This window comes from Flavobacterium cyanobacteriorum, from assembly GCF_002251835.1.
Lineage (GTDB): Bacteria > Bacteroidota > Bacteroidia > Flavobacteriales > Flavobacteriaceae > Flavobacterium > Flavobacterium cyanobacteriorum.
In genome coordinates, this window is sequence record NZ_NOXV01000303.1 from 25,938 (window position 1) to 43,895 (window position 17,958).

At 42.8% G+C, this 17,958-nt stretch carries 17 protein-coding genes; 6 read left to right on the forward strand and 11 right to left on the reverse strand.

Annotated features, from left to right (window positions below; all coding sequences use genetic code 11):
- Positions 1-11 precede the first annotated feature (11 nt).
- The 3 genes from CHU92_RS14120 to CHU92_RS14130 are packed head-to-tail and all read left to right on the forward strand — an operon-like array spanning position 12 to position 3,713.
- The gene (locus CHU92_RS14120) at positions 12-1,847 is read left to right on the forward strand and encodes a glycoside hydrolase family 13 protein (RefSeq protein WP_094416678.1); all 1,836 of its coding nucleotides are present in this window, start codon (positions 12-14) and stop codon (positions 1,845-1,847) included.
- 19 nt (positions 1,848-1,866) lie between these two features.
- Positions 1,867-3,312, forward strand: a complete 1,446-nt coding sequence (locus CHU92_RS14125) for an alpha-amylase family glycosyl hydrolase (protein ID WP_094416680.1) — start codon at positions 1,867-1,869, stop codon at positions 3,310-3,312.
- Positions 3,313-3,371: 59 nt separating this feature from the next.
- Entirely contained in the window at positions 3,372-3,713 is a 342-nt protein-coding gene (locus CHU92_RS14130) for a cadherin repeat domain-containing protein (protein WP_094416681.1), read from the forward strand.
- A gap of 818 nt (positions 3,714-4,531) precedes the next feature.
- On the opposite strand, the gene CHU92_RS15920 is transcribed toward CHU92_RS14130, so the two are convergent.
- From CHU92_RS15920 to CHU92_RS14175, 8 genes are all read right to left on the reverse strand, one after another.
- A complete protein-coding gene (locus CHU92_RS15920) occupies positions 4,532-4,696 on the reverse strand; it encodes a hypothetical protein (protein ID WP_165764672.1) in 165 nt (54 codons plus the stop codon).
- Positions 4,697-4,699: 3 nt separating this feature from the next.
- Positions 4,700-5,119, reverse strand: a complete 420-nt coding sequence (locus CHU92_RS14140; RefSeq protein ID WP_094416685.1) for a DM13 domain-containing protein — start codon at positions 5,117-5,119, stop codon at positions 4,700-4,702.
- 128 nt (positions 5,120-5,247) lie between these two features.
- On the reverse strand, positions 5,248-5,520 hold the full coding sequence (locus CHU92_RS14145; RefSeq protein WP_094416687.1) for a cyclic nucleotide-binding domain-containing protein: 273 nt from the start codon (positions 5,518-5,520) through the stop codon (positions 5,248-5,250).
- Between the two features lies 1 nt (position 5,521).
- Positions 5,522-6,214: a Crp/Fnr family transcriptional regulator gene (locus CHU92_RS14150; protein WP_094416689.1), complete on the reverse strand. Its 693-nt coding sequence runs from the start codon at positions 6,212-6,214 to the stop codon at positions 5,522-5,524.
- A gap of 91 nt (positions 6,215-6,305) precedes the next feature.
- Complete coding sequence (locus CHU92_RS14155; RefSeq protein WP_094416691.1) at positions 6,306-7,262, reverse strand: sodium-dependent bicarbonate transport family permease; 957 nt, start codon at positions 7,260-7,262, stop codon at positions 6,306-6,308.
- Positions 7,259-8,233, reverse strand: a complete 975-nt coding sequence (locus CHU92_RS14160) for an L-threonylcarbamoyladenylate synthase (RefSeq protein WP_094416693.1) — start codon at positions 8,231-8,233, stop codon at positions 7,259-7,261. Before CHU92_RS14160 ends, CHU92_RS14155 begins: the two co-directional genes overlap by 4 nt.
- Positions 8,234-8,236: 3 nt before the next feature.
- On the reverse strand, positions 8,237-9,073 hold the full coding sequence (locus CHU92_RS14165; RefSeq protein WP_094416695.1) for a DUF6671 family protein: 837 nt from the start codon (positions 9,071-9,073) through the stop codon (positions 8,237-8,239).
- 338 nt (positions 9,074-9,411) lie between these two features.
- Positions 9,412-10,848 (reverse strand): NADP-dependent isocitrate dehydrogenase, encoded by a 1,437-nt coding sequence (locus CHU92_RS14175; RefSeq protein WP_094416699.1) that lies wholly within the window; start codon positions 10,846-10,848, stop codon positions 9,412-9,414.
- A gap of 89 nt (positions 10,849-10,937) precedes the next feature.
- On the opposite strand from CHU92_RS14175, the gene CHU92_RS14180 reads away from it, so the two are divergent.
- On the forward strand, positions 10,938-11,861 hold the full coding sequence (locus CHU92_RS14180) for a LysR family transcriptional regulator (RefSeq protein WP_094416701.1): 924 nt from the start codon (positions 10,938-10,940) through the stop codon (positions 11,859-11,861).
- A 59-nt stretch (positions 11,862-11,920) separates the two neighbouring features.
- Positions 11,921-13,147, forward strand: a complete 1,227-nt coding sequence (locus CHU92_RS14185; protein ID WP_094416703.1) for a sterol desaturase family protein — start codon at positions 11,921-11,923, stop codon at positions 13,145-13,147.
- Between the two features lie 10 nt (positions 13,148-13,157).
- On the opposite strand, the gene CHU92_RS14190 is transcribed toward CHU92_RS14185, so the two are convergent.
- From CHU92_RS14190 to CHU92_RS14200, 3 genes are all read right to left on the reverse strand, one after another.
- Complete coding sequence (locus tag CHU92_RS14190) at positions 13,158-14,024, reverse strand: OmpA family protein (RefSeq protein WP_094416705.1); 867 nt, start codon at positions 14,022-14,024, stop codon at positions 13,158-13,160.
- Between the two features lie 140 nt (positions 14,025-14,164).
- Positions 14,165-14,947 (reverse strand): OmpA family protein, encoded by a 783-nt coding sequence (locus CHU92_RS14195; protein ID WP_094416707.1) that lies wholly within the window; start codon positions 14,945-14,947, stop codon positions 14,165-14,167.
- 205 nt (positions 14,948-15,152) lie between these two features.
- Positions 15,153-17,342, reverse strand: a complete 2,190-nt coding sequence (locus CHU92_RS14200) for a glutamine synthetase III family protein (RefSeq protein WP_094416709.1) — start codon at positions 17,340-17,342, stop codon at positions 15,153-15,155.
- A gap of 343 nt (positions 17,343-17,685) precedes the next feature.
- On the opposite strand from CHU92_RS14200, the gene CHU92_RS14205 reads away from it, so the two are divergent.
- Complete coding sequence (locus tag CHU92_RS14205) at positions 17,686-17,943, forward strand: hypothetical protein (RefSeq protein WP_094416711.1); 258 nt, start codon at positions 17,686-17,688, stop codon at positions 17,941-17,943.
- The last annotated feature ends 15 nt before the right edge of the window (positions 17,944-17,958 follow it).

A 17,958-nucleotide genomic window follows, 5' to 3' on the forward strand; every position in this document is an offset into this window, starting at 1 on the left:
CAAACAACACAATGAAAAGATTATTAGCAGTATTACTATTATCAACCGCTTTTGCTTTTGCACAGGCTGAAAGGGTAGAGCCTCCGTTTTGGTATGCGGGCATGCATAACCCTGAACTACAGGTAATGTTCTATGGGAAAGGCATCGCGCAATACACACCCTCAGTGTCCGGTAATGTTCCGGTTAAAAATGTAGTAAAGACGGAAAACCCGAACTACGTTTTTATAACTATTGATACCAGGAATGTACCGCCTTCAGACCTTGTTTTTACATTTAAGGATACTAAGGGTAAAACAAAATTCACCCGTAACTACACCCTTAAGCAGCGCAGGGCAGGTTCGGCACAAAGAAAAAGCTTTGATTCCTCTGATGTTATCTACCTGCTTATGCCCGACCGCTTTGCTAACGGCAATCCGGCCAATGATAATTCAGGCATGGCGGAAAAAGCCAGCCGTGCTGACATAAACGGCCGCCACGGGGGCGATATCGAAGGCATTATCAAAAATCTTGATTACCTGCAGGGCCTTGGGGCAACAGCTATATGGAGCACCCCCCTTTGCGAGGATAATCACCCGGCCTATTCTTACCACGGCTATGCACAGACAGATGTTTATAAGATAGATCCCCGCTACGGCACCAATGAGGATTACCTTCGCCTTTCGGCAGAAATAAAAAAAAGGGGTATGAAACTCATTATGGACTATGTAACCAACCACTGGGGCAGTGAGCACTGGATGTATAAAGACCTGCCAACTTATGAGTGGGTGCACCAGTTCCCCGGGTATGCGCAAAGCAACTACCGGATGACTACCCAGTTTGATACTAACGCTTCGGATATTGATGCAAAGTATTGTATGGATGGCTGGTTTGTAGAATCAATGCCCGACCTTAACCAGAGCAATCCTTTAGTGCTTAAATACCTTACCCAAAATGCTATATGGTGGATAGAATATGCCGACCTTGATGGTTTCCGTGTTGATACCTACTCATACAATGATAAGGAAGGTATTGCAAAGTGGACAAAGGCTATTACTGATGAATACCCGTATTTTAATATTGTAGGCGAGGTATGGATGCATGACCAGGCACAAATGTCTTACTGGCAGAAAGACAGCAAAATTGCTGCGATACAAAGCTACAATTCCTACCTGCCAAGCGTAATGGATTTTACGCTGCATGATGCTGTTGGCGGTGTTTTCAATGAAGACAAGCCGTCATGGGATCAGGGAATGCAAAAAGTGTATGACAACTTTACCAACGATTTTTTATACCCCAACGTAAATAATTTGCTGGTTTTTGTAGAAAACCATGATACGGGGCGTTTCAACCATATTTATAACAGCGATTTCAAAAAATACCAGATGGCAATGGCGCTTATAGCTACGGTACGAGGTATTCCGCAGCTTTACTACGGGTCTGAAATAGGTATGGCCGGGGATAAGGGCAAGGGCGATGGCGACATCCGCCGTGATATGCCGGGTGGCTGGGCAGGTGACGCCAATAATGCGTTTACGGCTTCCGGAAGGACAGCGCAGCAAAAGCAGTACTTTGACTTTACATCAAAACTGTTCAGCTGGAGGAAGAACAAGGAAGTAATACACACAGGCAAAATGCTGCATTACCTGCCGTGGGATAACGTATATGTGTATTTCCGCTACAATGATAAGGAGACGGTAATGGTAGTTATGAACAACAGTAACGAAAGCCGCACTTTTAAAACAGGCCGTTTTGCGGAAGGTATCAAAAATTATAAAACAGGTAAAGACGTGCTTACAGGAAAATCACTAACCCTGGTTAACGATATAACTATAGAGCCTAAATCAGTATTGATACTGGAACTGAACTAAGCATCCAAAAACAGCAAACATGAAAAAAACACTTTTTTTAGGAATTTTTCTTGCAGCTTTTATGAGTTGTAAGGATGATAAAAAAGCCGATACATCTGCCGGAGGCGATAAAGATGCAACACTGGCAGCAGTAAGTCCTGCCATGATGGAAAACAGCGTCATTTATGAGGCCAACATCAGGCAGTATTCTCCAGAAGGGACTTTTAATGCGTTTACCAAAGATATACCTGAACTTAAAAAGCTTGGCGTTAAAGTCATCTGGCTTATGCCGGTATATCCTGTTTCAATAAAGAACAGGAAAGCCACAGGAGACCTTTCGGTGGAAGACATTAAAGACCCTGAAGAGCGCAAAAAGTACCTGGGCAGTTATTATGCCATATCAGATTATACCGCTATAAATCCGGATATGGGGACAAAAGAAGATTTTCAAAATCTTATAAATACCGCACATAAAAATGGCATTTATGTAATACTGGACTGGGTAGCCAACCATACCGGCTGGGACCATAAATGGATAACCGAACACCCGGAATATTATCATAAAAATGCAAAAGGAGAAGTTACAGACCCGCTAAACCCAGAAACCGGTAAAAGCTGGGGCTGGACAGATGTGGCACACCTTGATTACCGCAATAAAGAGCTTCATAAAGTTATGAAAGACGAAATGCTGTATTGGGTAAAGGAGCATAAAATTGACGGCTTCCGTTGTGATGTGGCCGATAACGTGCCTACCGAATTCTGGCAGATGGCTATTCCTGAACTGGAAAAGCAGAAGCCCCTGTTTATGCTCATGGAATCGAACAAACCCTACCTTTTTGGCGATAAGCTTTTTGATATGGGCTACGGCTGGGAAGCCCACCACCTAATGAATGATATTGCAAAAGGAAAGAAGACGGTGAAGGACTGGGATGCGCTGGTGGAAAAGATTGGCAAAGAGTATAAAGCGCAGGACATTTTCATGAACTTTACATCTAACCATGATGAAAATGCCTGGAACGGTACCGAATATGAGAGGCTTGGTAATCCCGATGCAGCAGAGGCTTTTGCTGCGCTTACCTATGTAATGCCTGGAATGCCGCTTATTTACACAGGGCAGGAGTATGACCTGAACCGCAGGCTTAAGTTTTTTGAAAAAGACCAGATAGATAAGAACAAAGGCAGGATGTATGCCGTATATGAAAAACTGGGTAAACTGAAGAATGAAAATGCAGCGCTTAACGGAGGCAAAAACCCAGCATCCTATAAAAGGTTAGCTACTTCTGCTGATAAGGAGGTGCTGGCTTTTGAAAGAGAGAAAAACGGTAAAAAAGTTGTATATATTGCCAATCTTAGTGATAAGCCTGTTACCTTTACTATAGACGCAGCAGGCGAATATGAAGATTACATGAAAGCATCTAAAGTAAAAGTTGATAAAACCAGGGAACTTTCATTCAGGCCATGGCAATACATGATACTTATTAACTGATGATATAGCCTTCGCATAGTAGGGCGGGGCTTTTTTATTAACTTTAAAACAGAATACTTATGATTAAAAAACTACTTTTAGTAACGCTATTGGCGCTATGCGGTTTTAGTGCCAGTGCACAATTTGACAATATCGGGCTCCTTGGAGGCTCAACCCTTACCGGCTGGGCATCGGATACTGATATGATTACAACAGACGGTATTACCTACACCCTGGATAATGTGGTGCTTATAAACCCGTTGCCGGGTAATGACCCTGGGGTTAAATTCCGTAAAGATGACGCCTGGGAAGTAAACTGGGGTGGGAATACCTTTCCTTCGGGAACAGCTATACCGGGAGGCGTCAACATTCAGGTAGCGCCTGGTACGTATAATGTTACATTTCAATCCTGTCCTAAATAAAATTTAACACTATCAAACTTAACCATTTTGTTGGATAATTTTGGTTTTATATCCTTTTTTTCAAAACAAAACCCCCTGAATATTTTTTACTTCACTTTTTGGAGGTTCTTCNTTATAAGTTATTCCCAATACAAGGCTCCGGGTAAGCCCGTCTGGCCGCTCATCGCGCACTGCAAAAGGAGCAGCGGCTAAAAATTCAAGGCCATGCCGCGGGTGAAGGCTGTAGTAAACTTCAAAAGTGCCGTTAAGGGTAAGGCCTTCAGAACCATCAATATCGCGCCTCCTCCCGAAAATATCCTCATAAGAATCTTTGCCGAGATGATAAATTGCAAGGATACCCGGCTTCACCATAAATTTTCCCGCAGAAAATGTGTACAGCCCTTTTAGCAAAATATCGGGCCTGCGCTCAAACAAGTTGGTTGTAGGGAAATCATCAGTACCTGAATATTCAGCTATATAAGAGTTTTTATTGATATTAATAACAGGATATTGCAGGGAAGCAGTAAAACTTAGCGCCCCGGTTTTGTAGTTAATGCCCAACAGGGCGTCAAATGTCCCGAGGCTTGCCTGGTAATCCATAGGCAGGGAAAAGCCGTTTATTTTAAGGTTTGCCTGTGTAAAGGGGAACTTGGCGCCAAAGGTTAGCCACCACTGCCTGTTGCCTTTGCTGCTGAAATTATATGCTGCCGTAGCATAAGCATCGCCAAACTGCCCGCGGGTGCCAAAGCTGCCATGCGCCTGCGAATAGGTAACACGGCCACTTACTACCCACCGGGCACTAAGTACACGGGTATATGCCAGAGCGCCGGTTATATAGGTTACATCGGCTTCTCCAGCGCCAAAACCGGGGTTACCTCTATACTATTGCTGTACGTGCTATCCCGGTACACATTGTTGTCCAGCGTGCATATACCTGCATCACTGCAACCTTGTGCGTAAAGGGCATTGGCTGCCACCAGGAAAAGTAGGATATAAACTTTCATAAATTAAGGAATGGCTTGTAAAGCAGCGTAAGCAAACAGGTGGTTATATTGCTGGCAATGGATGAGTACATGCGAATATTGCTCAACCGCTACACCCGAAGGGATAGTATATACATTATTAACATTAAAATTACCAAGGTTGACAAACCCCTGCGGAAAGGGTGCTGTTGAAAGATATACCTTGAGGTCGGGCCCGTCAGATATTGCCAGATTTTCAAAATCAAGCTTGTAACTGCCCCCTTCCAGATAAATTTTTACATTGCCGGTTACGCTTATTCCCTGTGTAGGTTCAAAAACACCTTCAAATATTGGCGTGGCAGTTTCGGCAACCGTGCCCGGAGGTTTTGTTGCGGTCAAATCTCCTGTCTCCTCACATGAAACCAACACCAGTACTGCAAGGATGAAATAAATAGCTCTTTTCATATTCTTAGTATTTTACACTACAAAGCTAATTGTAAGCAAAAAAGGCATTTGTCGGCTACTTTACATATCCGGTAAAATAAATAAGTGTGGAAATAATTGCTTATAATTTTATTGCCGATGGTGTCTGGCTAGTCGATAATATAGCTGTTATAATCTGATATCCACCAGTCTTCAACCGCAAATTGTATAGAATGCTCCTGCCCCTCATCCGCCACCACATAACCACGGAATGCGCCCTGCAGCACATAGCTCCTGTGCCTGGCTGTGAAGCCCGGCTGTATGATGAACTGCCTTTTCTTCACCTTTACCAGCTTAAAATAAGAGGTAAACAGGCGGGCCTCCTCAGGTGTGAGGCTTACCCTGGCATTAACGTGGTCAATAAGGGGTTGCAGTGGTTCCATATCAGTTAAGTTGGTCCTCAAGGGCGGTAAGGCTGTTGATTATAATATGTTTGCGGGAATATTGTATCAGCTGCTTTTCTTCCAGCTCGTTTAATAGCTGCGTGGCAGTTTGCCTTGAAGTGCATATTATCTGCGCAATATCATTCTGCGTAAGGTAATTCTCAATATTGGCAGTATCTCCTTCCGGCTTGCCTTCCCGGTGTGCCCAATCCTTCAGGAAAAGCATCAGCCTGGATCTTGCGTCTTTTGATATTAGATTGGTATAGCTGTTTTTCCATTTCATCATCCTTAGCCCTACAAACTTTGTATAGGAAAGTGCCAGGTCCGGATGCTTCAGCAGCAGGTTTTCAAAATCAGATAATAAAAAGCTGCAAATAATGACTTCATCGGTAAGCGCCTGGGCATATTCATTGTTTTCCGTATGTGTTTCCAGCGTAAGTTCACCAAACAGGTCGCCTTTTTGTATAATATCCTTGATCATTTCGTTCCCTTCCTTATCAACAGAAACTATTTTTATGTTCCCTTTTTTAAGGAAGAAGATACGGGGAAGCTCACCCGCAGAAAAATAGATAATATCGCCCCGGCCGGCCTTTTTAAAGCCCGTGATGATGCAGAGCTGCTTTATCTGGGAAAGGTTTAATGTCCTGAACAGCTTGTGGTTCCTGAGGTACCAAAATTTTAAATCGGCTGACATACTGCTTATAGTTTTTCCAAAAATAAGGACAAAAGGAGTTGCTGTCTACAGCGGTTAAAAATTTTTAAGTTTTGTATAACCAGCACGAGGGTTATGCAATAAGGTAAAAGTACAATGGAAAACCAATAGTAATATTCACAGGAAAAGTAACACCGAGCGCCATGGGGAGGTAAAGGCCCGGATTTGCTTTAGGCGCCGCTATTTTCATAGCTGCGGGCACCGCAATATATGATGCGCTGGCGGCCAGTACGGCAAATATGAACCTGTTTGAAACATCATGGGTAACCATTGCGCTAAGATAGGCTATAACAGAACCATTAATAAGCGGGATAATGATGCCAAATACAAATGGAAACCAGCCTTTAGCAATAAGCGCGCCGAGCTTCCGCCCGCTTACAATACCCATATCAAGCAGAAAGATTGCGAGGAAGCCTTTAAAGATATCATTTGTAAAAGGTTTAATACCTTCGGCCTGTTTAGCACTGGTGAGGAAGCCTATCATAAGGCTACCCAGTATAAGCAGTACGCTGCCATTGGTAAGCGAATGCTTAATTACCGTACGCTTTTTTATTTGGGTGTCATTTTCCTTATCAAACAATGATATTAGGATTAATCCGGCTATAATGGCCGGTGACTCCATGAGCGCCATTATGGCTACCATGTGGCCCTGGAGGGTTATCTGCTGCATTTCCAGGTATGATACCGCAGTTACAAATGTAACGGCACTTACCGAACCATAGGCTGCGGCAATAGCGCCTGAATCATAAATACTCAGCTTTCGCTTCAGGATAAAGAAGGTATAAACCGGTATGGCAAGGGCTATAAAAATACCAAAAGCCATGGAAGTGGCAATTTCGGTTGTAAATTCTTCATGAGAAAGTTCCTGACCCCCCTTAAAGCCAATAGCAAAGAGGAGGTAAAGTGAAATAAATTTTGAAGTGTTTGAAGGAATTTCAAGGTCACTTTTCAAATACACTGCCACAATACCCAGGATAAAGAATAACAGTGCAGGGTTTGTAAGATTTTCAATCAGAAGGTCGAAGTTCATTTACGTGTGTTTATCGGTTTAGATGCCCTTTCAAGGCGGTCGTTAATTGCACGCCCGTAACCTTCGCCCGGCATTTTTTCGGCTATTATAACATCGGCATCGGTAGCATCAAGCAGATGCATCGTATGGTAGAGGTTAGCAGCAGCTTCCCTAAGATTCCCGCTTACTGAAAGCACCTTGCAATATACAATGTTTTTTGACTTTACAACTTCGCGCAACGCCAATACTGCAATTTTTTTATCTGAAAAATTTTCGGCCAGCCTTGCCACATCATCCGTAAGATATAAAGGTTTTTTCGGTGAATAATGCTTTAAGAGCATACCCGGGGCTTCAGGCTGTTTTTCCTGTTTATTGAATAGTTCGAGTTTTCCGGTTACGGCTTCAATCTGCTCAATGGTTAAAGAGCCTAGCCTGTATACAACAGGCTCATTACCGCGAAAACCTACAATGGTAGATTCAATACCGGCTTCACACGCGCCTCCATCAAGGATAAGTGGTATTTTGCCTTCAAAATAATCCTGTACATGCCTCGCTGTAGTGGGGCTTATCGTAGTAAAAGGGTTTGCACTCGGCGCAGCCAACGGATATTGTAACTGTTTTAGCAGGCTTAGCGCTACGGGATGTGCCGGTACCCTAACGGCTACGGTATCTTTACCTGCTGTAACCCAGCCGGGTACTTCAGGTTGTTTTTTTAGCACTAATGTAAGTGGCCCCGGCCAAAATATTTCGGCGAGTTTTTGTGCCAGAGGAGGTATTTCTGCAGCAATTTTGGGAAGCTGCAATACAGATGCAATGTGTACTATCAGAGGATTATAATGAGGCCGTTGCTTTATGGCATATATCTTATTTATAGCAATCTGGCTGTAAATATTTCCCGCAAGCCCATATACTGTTTCGGTAGGTATGGCAACAACATTATTGGTATCAAGTACCTTTGCTGCTTCCTCTATATCTGTGGTAATTATAGCCATTTGTCAGGGATTGCATATATCACAATACATTGGGTCTTCTGTCTTTACACTATTAGGATAGTATAACTCATCTGAATGAAAACATTTCGCGCACTGGTAAATATGGCTGAGTACTGATTTTGTGGGGTACCCGCACAGGCTGCATGGAAGGCCTGTCCTTATCTCGGTTACACCATAACCCGGTGTCTGGCAAACAGGACATAATGTAAGGGCCTTTTCTACAAGTTTTCTTACAGCTGTGGCAATAACCGCCATACGCGTAGGGTTATGCATGGCACGCATATCAGTCTCGGCGTACGCGCTGCCATATTGGCTATAGAACCTGCTGAATGTTTGCGTAAGCAGGGCCTCGTCAGTTATGCCCTTTACCATATCCGTGAGGTTACCTTCCGCTTTTTTTAGTATCAGTGCGTGTGTGGGGAACTTTGCCATAGCAGCAAAATCTTTTAATTCGCTAATGCTTTTAATGGTTTTACCATTAAAATTGGTATCAACAGATAATTCCCTGGCTTTAATTTCAAGGCCGTTTTTGCGGTCAGCCAGTAAAACAAGTTCATCATCGGCCGAGGCAAAAAATATAGACGGATGTGGCCCGAAAGAACCTTCGCTTGCTATAGCCAGGTCATATCCCAGCATATCCATGGCCCTGTTACATTTTTCCCTTGCTGTTGTAAGCGGGTCATGCTGCCGTTCTATTTCGCCTGCAAAAGTACCCAGCAGGTCAGTATCAAATCCTGATGCCACCACGCATTCTACACCAAGTCCCTGTTCCAGCAGGGGTGCCATAACTGTTTCTTTGCTGTGCTTTGTAACTATTAGTAATTTTCTTCCGGCAAACATAATATATATAATTATTTTGCAGAGGCATAAAGGATGCGCCGGCAACTATGTATAAGGTTATATGTGGCAATTGTCCCCAAATCCTTCTAATCGCCTTAGCCGCCCCGGCAAATGCTTTTTGCTGTACCCTTTGTTTTACTTCCCGCAAAAAAATGTGAAAGCCTATTTTCCTACTGGCTTTACTAATTTGGATATAAAAATACAATCTAAAATTGAAAAACAATCAGGCAGGCGCCTTTTGATGAAAGTTTATTTCATAGAGAGGCTAAAAAATAAGAAGAGCTGCCATGCCAGAGAGGCACAGCAGCTTTAACCTGTAACTTTTGTTTGCCACAGCCTTATTGGCCTTGTCCCAGTGAGTATGCATCTCTACCGTTGATCTTGTACAGGTTTTCAGTTTTTATTACATCAATATTGTTGCCTTCAGCAGCCGTAAGCAGGTTTATGATATCATTTTTATTTATCTGCTGCCCTTCGGCAGGCTTAAACCTGCAACGCCAGTGGTCAGTACAGAATGTTTCCCTGAATCCTTCAGGCCAAACTTTAATACCACGGTTTGTTATCATGCTTAGTTTTACCGAACCGGATTCTATAGCCTTAACTTTTTCGGCAAGCTCTTCAGCATCGGTGCCATTCCAGTGTACGAAAATATCAACACCTACGAGTTCCTTCTGCCCCGGTGCTTTGCGGACATACTTTGGTACGTTGATTATGCTGTTTTTATCGTAGCTGACCGGCTGAAGTTTTTCAGGCATCTTCCCGAAGTTAGCAATTACCGCATCGGCAAACTCACTGGTACCTACACGTTTTGTGCTTGTACCTTCCTTATATATATCATAGGTATGGATACCATCTTCTATAGTCCTTAGCCAGGCATTTTGTACTTTTTCGGCAACCTCTGTCTGCCCGATATGGTTTAGCATCATAATAGCGCCCTGTAATAAACCTGAAGGATTTGCCATATTCTGCCCTGCCCTGCGCGGTGCAGAACCGTGTATAGCCTCAAACATCGCGCACTCTTCACCTATGTTAGCGGAGCCGGCAAGGCCTACCGAACCGGCAATCTGCGCGGCAACATCAGAAAGCACATCACCGTAAAGGTTTGGCATTACTATAACATCAAAAGCTTCTGGCGTATCTGCCATTTTAGCTGCGCCTATATCTATAATCCAGTGCTCATTTTCTATTTCAGGATATTCTTTGGCAATTTCATCAAACACCTGGTGGAAAAGCCCGTCAGTCTGCTTCATAATATTGTCCTTGGTAAAGCAGGTTACTTTTTTGCGTTTGTATTGTTTCGCATATTCAAAAGCATAACGTACAATTTTTTCGCAGCCAGGCCTGCTTATAAGTTTAAGGCACTGCACTACCTCATCGGTCTGCTGGTGTTCAATACCTGCATACAGGTCCTCTTCATTTTCCCTTACGATCACGATATCCATTACAGGATGCTTAGTATCAACAAAAGGATGCAGGCTCATGCATGGCCTTACATTTGAGTAAAGCCCTAAAAATTTACGGGTAGTAACGTTAAGGCTCTTATACCCACCTCCCTGAGGTGTAGTTATTGGTGCTTTAAGGAAAACTTTGTTCCTGCGTATTACATCCCACGACTCTTTGGCTATACCTGAAGTATTTCCGGAAAGGTAAACTTTTTCACCTACTTCAATTTCTTCAATTTCAATCTGCGCGCCGGCAGCCATAATGATTTTCAATGTGGCATCCATGATTTCTGGCCCGATGCCGTCACCTTTTGCAATAGTAATTTTTTTCATACCATGTCATTTGTTTGATGCGGCAAATATACAATGCTTTATCCATAAATTTTTATTTATATTTGATATAGAATACATTAAATGTTTTTATGAATTATACCTTAAACCAGCTGCAGATTTTTCTTAAGATAGCAAAGACACAAAGTGTTACCAAAGCAGCTGAGGAACTGCACCTTACACAGCCCGCGGTTTCCATACAGCTCCGCAATTTTCAGTCACAATTCAGTATACCGCTAACAGAGGTAGTGGGCCGCAAGATATATATCACAGATTTTGGTAAAGAAATAGCGATTGCAGCCGAAAAAATACTTGAAGAAGTTGCCAACATAAACCACAAAACACTGTCATACAGAGGAGAAATGTCTGGCAGGCTTAAGATATCAGTAGTATCAACAGGCAAATACATCATGCCCTATTTTATTTCAGGGTTTATAAAGAATAACCCCGGCGTAGAACTTTATATTGATGTCACTAATAAAACAAGCGTATTGGCGAGCCTTGAAAATAATGAAGTAGATTTTTCGCTGGTTTCCATAGTGCCGAACAACCTCAATATTGAGAAACTCGACCTGCTTCAGAACAGGCTTTACCTGGTGGGGAATACTGAAGAAAAATTTAATGAAGGGGCGCACAGCATCGATATATTCAGCAACCTGCCCCTTATCTTCAGGGAAACTGGGTCAGGCACGCGGCAGGCGATGAACAAATTTATTGAAGCCAATAACATAAAAGTCCTCAAGAAAATGGAACTTACTTCCAATGAAGCATTAAAACAGGCTATACTGGCCGGAATGGGCTACTCAATAATGCCACTCATTGGCCTGAAAAGTGAACTTATTGACCATCAGCTTCAAATCATACCCGTTAAAGGATTACCAATAAAAAGCATGTGGAGCCTGATATGGCTGAAAGGAAAAAAGCATTCTCCCCTTGCTGAAAAATACCTGGAGTATCTCAAAAAGGAAAAGGAGGCTTTGGTGCAAAAGCATTTTGAATGGTATGAATTGTATTAATACCCTACTATTTTAGTAGATTAATATTTTTTATATACATTTGCCTTAAACCAGAATTTATGGAAAATATACCATTCCTGGCATTTGCCATGCCTGCTTTTTTGCTGTTTGTTTATGCGGAGTACCAGATAACCCGTAAGACCCGACAAAAAAGCATTTTCAGGCACGAAAGTTCCGTATCGAACATAAGTGTGGGAATAGCTGAAAGGCTCATCAACCTTTTTGTAGCGGCGAGTTTCTATGAATTATTTTATTACATCTACAACAACTACCGGCTATTTGATGCAGGAAGCTCTTACTCTGCCTGGATATTGCTGATACTGGGAACGGATTTTGTATGGTACTGGTACCACAGGCTCGGCCATGAAGTAAATTTTTTCTGGGCAGCACACATAGTCCATCATCAAAGCGAAGAGTTTAATTTTACTGCTGCGGCACGCATTACTACCATACAGGCTATTATACGCACAGGTTTTTGGTGCATATTGCCCCTGGCGGGATTCCATCCTAAAATGGTAATAACCATGCTCCTGGTGCACGGGGCCTATTCCTTCTTTACGCATACACAGCTTATAGGACGTATAAAATGGCTTGAATATATTTTCGTGACACCCTCAGTACACGGCGTACACCACGCATCAAATGAAAAATACCTCGACAAGAATTATGGCGATATGTTTACGTTTTGGGACCGCATGTTCGGTACTTTCCAGGCAGAAGAAGAAAAGCCAAGATACGGGCTTACGCACCCGCTGAAAAGCTACAGCTTTTTGTGGCAGCATTTCCACTACTACTTTGAAATTTATGAACTGTGGAAGCGCTCAAAAGGTTTCAGGGCGAAATGGAATGCTGTTTTTGGCAGCCCTGCCCAAATGGACCAGGACATAAGGCCAATGCTCGAAAAGCGTTTCCTGCAGGACCGTACGCATGATGTACCGCGCCTGAAGTTCAGGGGCTACCTGTACCTGCAAATTGGGTTTTGCATTGCAGCGTTAACGGCATTAACCTACTACTGGCAGTTTACCGATGGGGGTACCCGGCTTTTTGTAACACTATTTATATTGATAACACTCATTAACTGCGGTGCCCTGCTTGAACAGCGCAGGTGGATATATTACCTTGAATATGCACGGCTTTTCCTCTGCTCGGTTTACCTGCTCCATAAATATGACCTCGAAGAATATACATTACTGCCGCTCATAGTTATGGTTATTGCTGAGCAAAAACTTCATTTGGGCAAAAGGTACAGCAGGTTCGTACTACAGGCTGAAAGGCAGGGTAAATAAGTACCTAATATTAATTTTCAAGCACCAGCACTTCTACCCTGCGGTTTTCAGCGCGTTCTTCCTCGTTTTTTTCAGGAATGGGATTAATAGGCTGCGTAGTGCCTAAGCCTTCAAAAGTTAAACGGCTTTTTTCAATACCGTTGAGCGTAAGGAACCTCATAACAGCCTTGGCACGATCATACGATAGTTTGCGGGGGTCGCTCTTCATACAGCAAATATGTCCGAGAAGTTTTATTTTAAGTTTTTTGTGCAGGCGCATTACCTCCAGCAGCTCATATAGCACAGGCCTTGATTCCGGTATTATGTTAAAGGTATTCTCATAAAAGTTGAGGTTCTTTAACCTTAGCTTCTCTCCCGGTTTTGCCTGTCCCACTTGTTTCATGAACACAGGGTCAAGTATAATTTCCTGTTTAGTACCATTTGGGTTGGTAAGCACAATCCGGGAAGGGTATGTTACCACCTCCGGCTCAGGCTTTATACCGAGTATTTCATTTTCGCGGTGCAGGTCTTTTTCAGGCAGGTAAAATATTGTAGCCTTGCGGTTTTCTGCCTTATTTTTGGAATGCTGGTGCAGTTCGCCAAAACTTCTGGCCTTAAAATCCTCACGTGTTTTTACCCTGCCTTTGAGGGTAGCATACACGTAGCTTACCCGGCGTTGTGCCAGCGTATCATTAAGGCCTACAGTACCATCTTCGTCTGTATAGCCGTTTATAGCCAGGACTTTTGAAGTTTTGTTGGCTGCTATCCAGGCCTCAAGCCGGTTCTGCTCACTTTTCTTCAACTCATGCTTATTACTGTCAAAATATACCGAGAATTGTTCCTGGGCTGAGAGTGTAGCAGTGACGAGCAATATGATGTAAAAATATAAATTCTTCATTGGGGAGAATATCATTGTACGCCGAACGAAGTTACATATTATTTATTTCACGAGATCAATTACATATAATAAACCTTACTAAAAAACTCTTGCTTCCATTGAAACAGAACAACTGAAAATCTATCTTTTTTGGCTTTTAACTAATCTATTTCCAGTATCTCTATCTCTACCCTACGGTTAGCAACTCGCTCTTCCTCATTTTTTTCAGGTATTTTATATAAAGGCCTGTTGCTACCAAAACTTTGATAAGATATTCTGTTACCAGCAATGCCGTTAAGTTCCAGAAAACGGTGTACAGCCTTCGCCCGTTTATTAGCAACATCCAATACATCAATTTCCTGGCAGCAGATGTGCCCCTGTATATCAATCTTCAGATTAGGATTAGCCTGCATTATTGCCAGAAGTTCCCTCAGTACAGGCTCACATTGGGGTAGGACCACGTCAGACTTATCATAAAAATTGAGATTAGAAAGGCGCAGCTTGTCACCTTTTTTGGCTGTGGAAACTGCCCCAAAAAGTTTTGTTTCAGGTTTAGGCGCTACTGATGCCTTTTCAACCTGAAGCTTTTTGATAACTACTGTAACTTTTCTGTCTTGTGGAGATTTGCCTCCTCTAGCAACGGATTCGCCAAAGCCCTGCTGACGGATGCCTGTTACATCAAGGCCTTCTGCTCTTAATAGCCTATAAACATATGCTGCCCGTTTTTCTGATAGTTCCTTATTGTAGGCGTCAGTACCCACCGCATCAGCATAGCCATCTATTTGAAGTACTTCAGCATTTTTATTGGCATCAATCCATAATTTTAAATCCTTGGCTGACGAAGGATTAGCTTCGGCAACGTCAAAATCAAAATAAACAATAAATTTTTCCTGTGTAGATGCTGTAAGAGGCAGCAGTAACAGTAAGAGTAAAAGATTTTTCATGAATCTTATTTAGCCGTTAAATAAATCAATCAGTTTGACTCTACTCCCTTTTTAATTAGGTAATAATGAAGAAACTTTGTGCTTCATTAATAAGGGATTTCAAAATAAGAAACGCCTCAATTTAATGATTATTATTTTATTACAGGTAGGAAATAAAAAACCTGCCGGTTGTGCGGCAGGTTGTACTCAATTAATTGCTATGAAATTATCGTGTAAATAATAACTCCCTGTATTTGGTCAGTGTCCATATCTCGTCATCAACCAGCAGCTCCAGCTTATCGCAGTGGTTCCTGATGATGTCAAAATACGGCTTCACCTTCTCACAATAGGCATGAGCCATAGCCTCGGCATTATCAAGCGCGTTAGCTTTTTTGCGTTCTTCGGTCATTTCCTCCACTTTAGAGTTTATTTCCGAAATGTGTTCTGATATTTCTTTGATAAGCGCTATCTGCTCCCTGCCAATTTTTTCGAACTCACTGCCAAAAATCTCTTTAAGCCCCTTAACATTCTCAATAAGCACGTTTTGGTACCGTATAGCCGTTGGGATTACGTGGTTACGCGCAATATCACCCAGCACACGCCCTTCAATCTGTATCTTTTTGGTGTATTCTTCCAGCTCAATTTCATAACGGGCTTCCACTTCAACATGGTTCATTACGCCAAGCTCCTCAAAAAGCTTCAGTGCATCTTCAGATACTTTTGCCTTCAGTGCAGCCGGTGTGGTTTTGTGGTTGCTTAGGCCACGCTTTGCTGCTTCCTGCTCCCACGCCTCGCTGTAGCCGTCACCTTCAAACAGTATATTCTTAGTCTCTTTAATATACTCCCTCAGTACATTGAATATCGCATCGTCCTTCTTCATGCCTTTGCCATCGATTAGGGCATCGACTTCTTTTTTGAAATCCCTTAGCTGCCTGGCCACAATAGCATTGAGTATGGTCATGGCATTGGCACAGTTAGCGCTTGAACCCACAGCACGGAATTCAAACTTATTACCTGTAAAGGCAAAAGGCGATGTCCTGTTCCTGTCGGTATTATCCAGCAATACATCAGGTATTTTACCTACCACGTTCAGCTTAAGGTCGGTTTTTTCTTCCGGCGAAAGCTTCCCGCTCGATACGCCTTCCAGCTCTTCGAGCACTTTGGTAAGTTGCTGGCCTATGAATACTGATATAATAGCCGGCGGCGCTTCGTTAGCACCAAGCCTGTGGTCATTTGATGCCGTGGCTATTGATGCCCTTAGCAGTGCTTCATTTTTATAAACAGCTTTTATAGTATTTATAAAGAAGGTAAGGAACTGCAGGTTACTCATGGGAGTTTTGCCGGGGCTAAGCAGGTTTACACCGGTATCAGTAGCCATTGACCAGTTGTTGTGCTTGCCCGAACCATTCACGCCTTTAAAAGGCTTTTCGTGGAAAAGTACCTTAAAATCGTGGCGTTCCGCAACTTTCTGCATCACATCCATAAGGAGTGAGTTATGGTCAACCGCAAGATTGGTCTCTTCAAAAATAGGCGCAAGCTCAAATTGGTTGGGCGCCACCTCATTATGGCGTGTCTTAACAGGGACACCCAGCAGCATACACTCATTTTCCAGGTCACGCATATAGTTCAGGACACGTGTAGGTATAGAACCGAAATAATGGTCCTCAAGCTGCTGCCCTTTTGCCGAAGCATGACCCAGCAAAGTACGGCCGGTTAGCAATATGTCCGGCCTTGAAGCGGCCAGCGCCGCATCAACAAGGAAATACTCCTGCTCCCAGCCCAAAGTAGCGGTTACTTTTTTTACATTTTTATCAAAATAACGGCACACTTCTGTTGCTGCCTCATCTACTGCATGAAGCGCCCTTAAAAGTGGTGTTTTATAATCAAGTGCCTCACCGGTATAAGAAACAAATACTGTAGGTATACAAAGTGTGGTACCATATATAAAGGCAGGTGATGTCGGGTCCCAGGCCGTATAACCACGGGCCTCAAAAGTATTCCTTATGCCTCCGTTAGGAAAACTTGAAGCATCAGGCTCCTGCTGTGCAAGCTGGCTGCCCCCGAATTTTTCCACAGGGTCGCTGCCATCAAGCGATGTTTCAAAAAAAGCATCGTGCTTTTCGGCAGTAGCGCCTGTAAGCGGTTGAAACCAGTGTGTGTAGTGGGTAACGCCTTTGCTTAGCGCCCACTCTTTCATGCCGATGGCGATGTAATCTGCCAGCCTGCGGTCAATTTTTGTTCCGTGCTGCACCGCATTTTTTACGGCCTGGTAAGCCTCAGGCGTCAGGTATTGGCGCATCGCCTTGTCATTGAATACATTACTTCCGAAAATAACGGACTTTCTGTCGAGTTCCTCGACTTTTACAGGCTTTCTTCCTGCGGCTTCTTTTAACGCCTGAAAACGAAATGTTGACATGAAACAAAAATTTTGGGTTACACTTATAAAAAAAACAGGGCAAAGATATTAAATTAATATTTTATAATTTATATTACCCCTATAAAAAATAGGGTTAAAACAAAATAATAACCTATAAATTGCCGACCTACCCTAAAATTTTGACAGGTACAACCATAATTGACCAGCTTTAATAATTAAAATTATATATAAACCCATTGCCCCTCTTAAATATAACTTAAAATACTTACAATCCTAAAAAACGTTGTTAAACTTATTATAATCAAATTGTTAGCAGGCACCTGAATGGCTAATTTAGCAATGTCAATAACTCTCTGATTAACCAAAAATATACAGCAAGGCCATGAACAAAAAAATTATATGGGGAATTGCCGCGGGAGCAGCAGCCCTGGGAATTGCCGCTATCCTGATAAACAGGAGAAACAGTGAAAAACGTTTTAACGCACAGGCAGGCGAAGCAAAAGAAAATTTTAAAAAGAAATTAACTGAACTGCAGCGGAAGGCAAAAAAAGAATATAAAAATTCCCGTCCCGGAGCCCTGGAAGCCGTAAATAGAGCTAAAGGCCGGGCAGAAGAATGGGTGAAAAGGGCCAACGCATAGCCGGTACCACAGAAC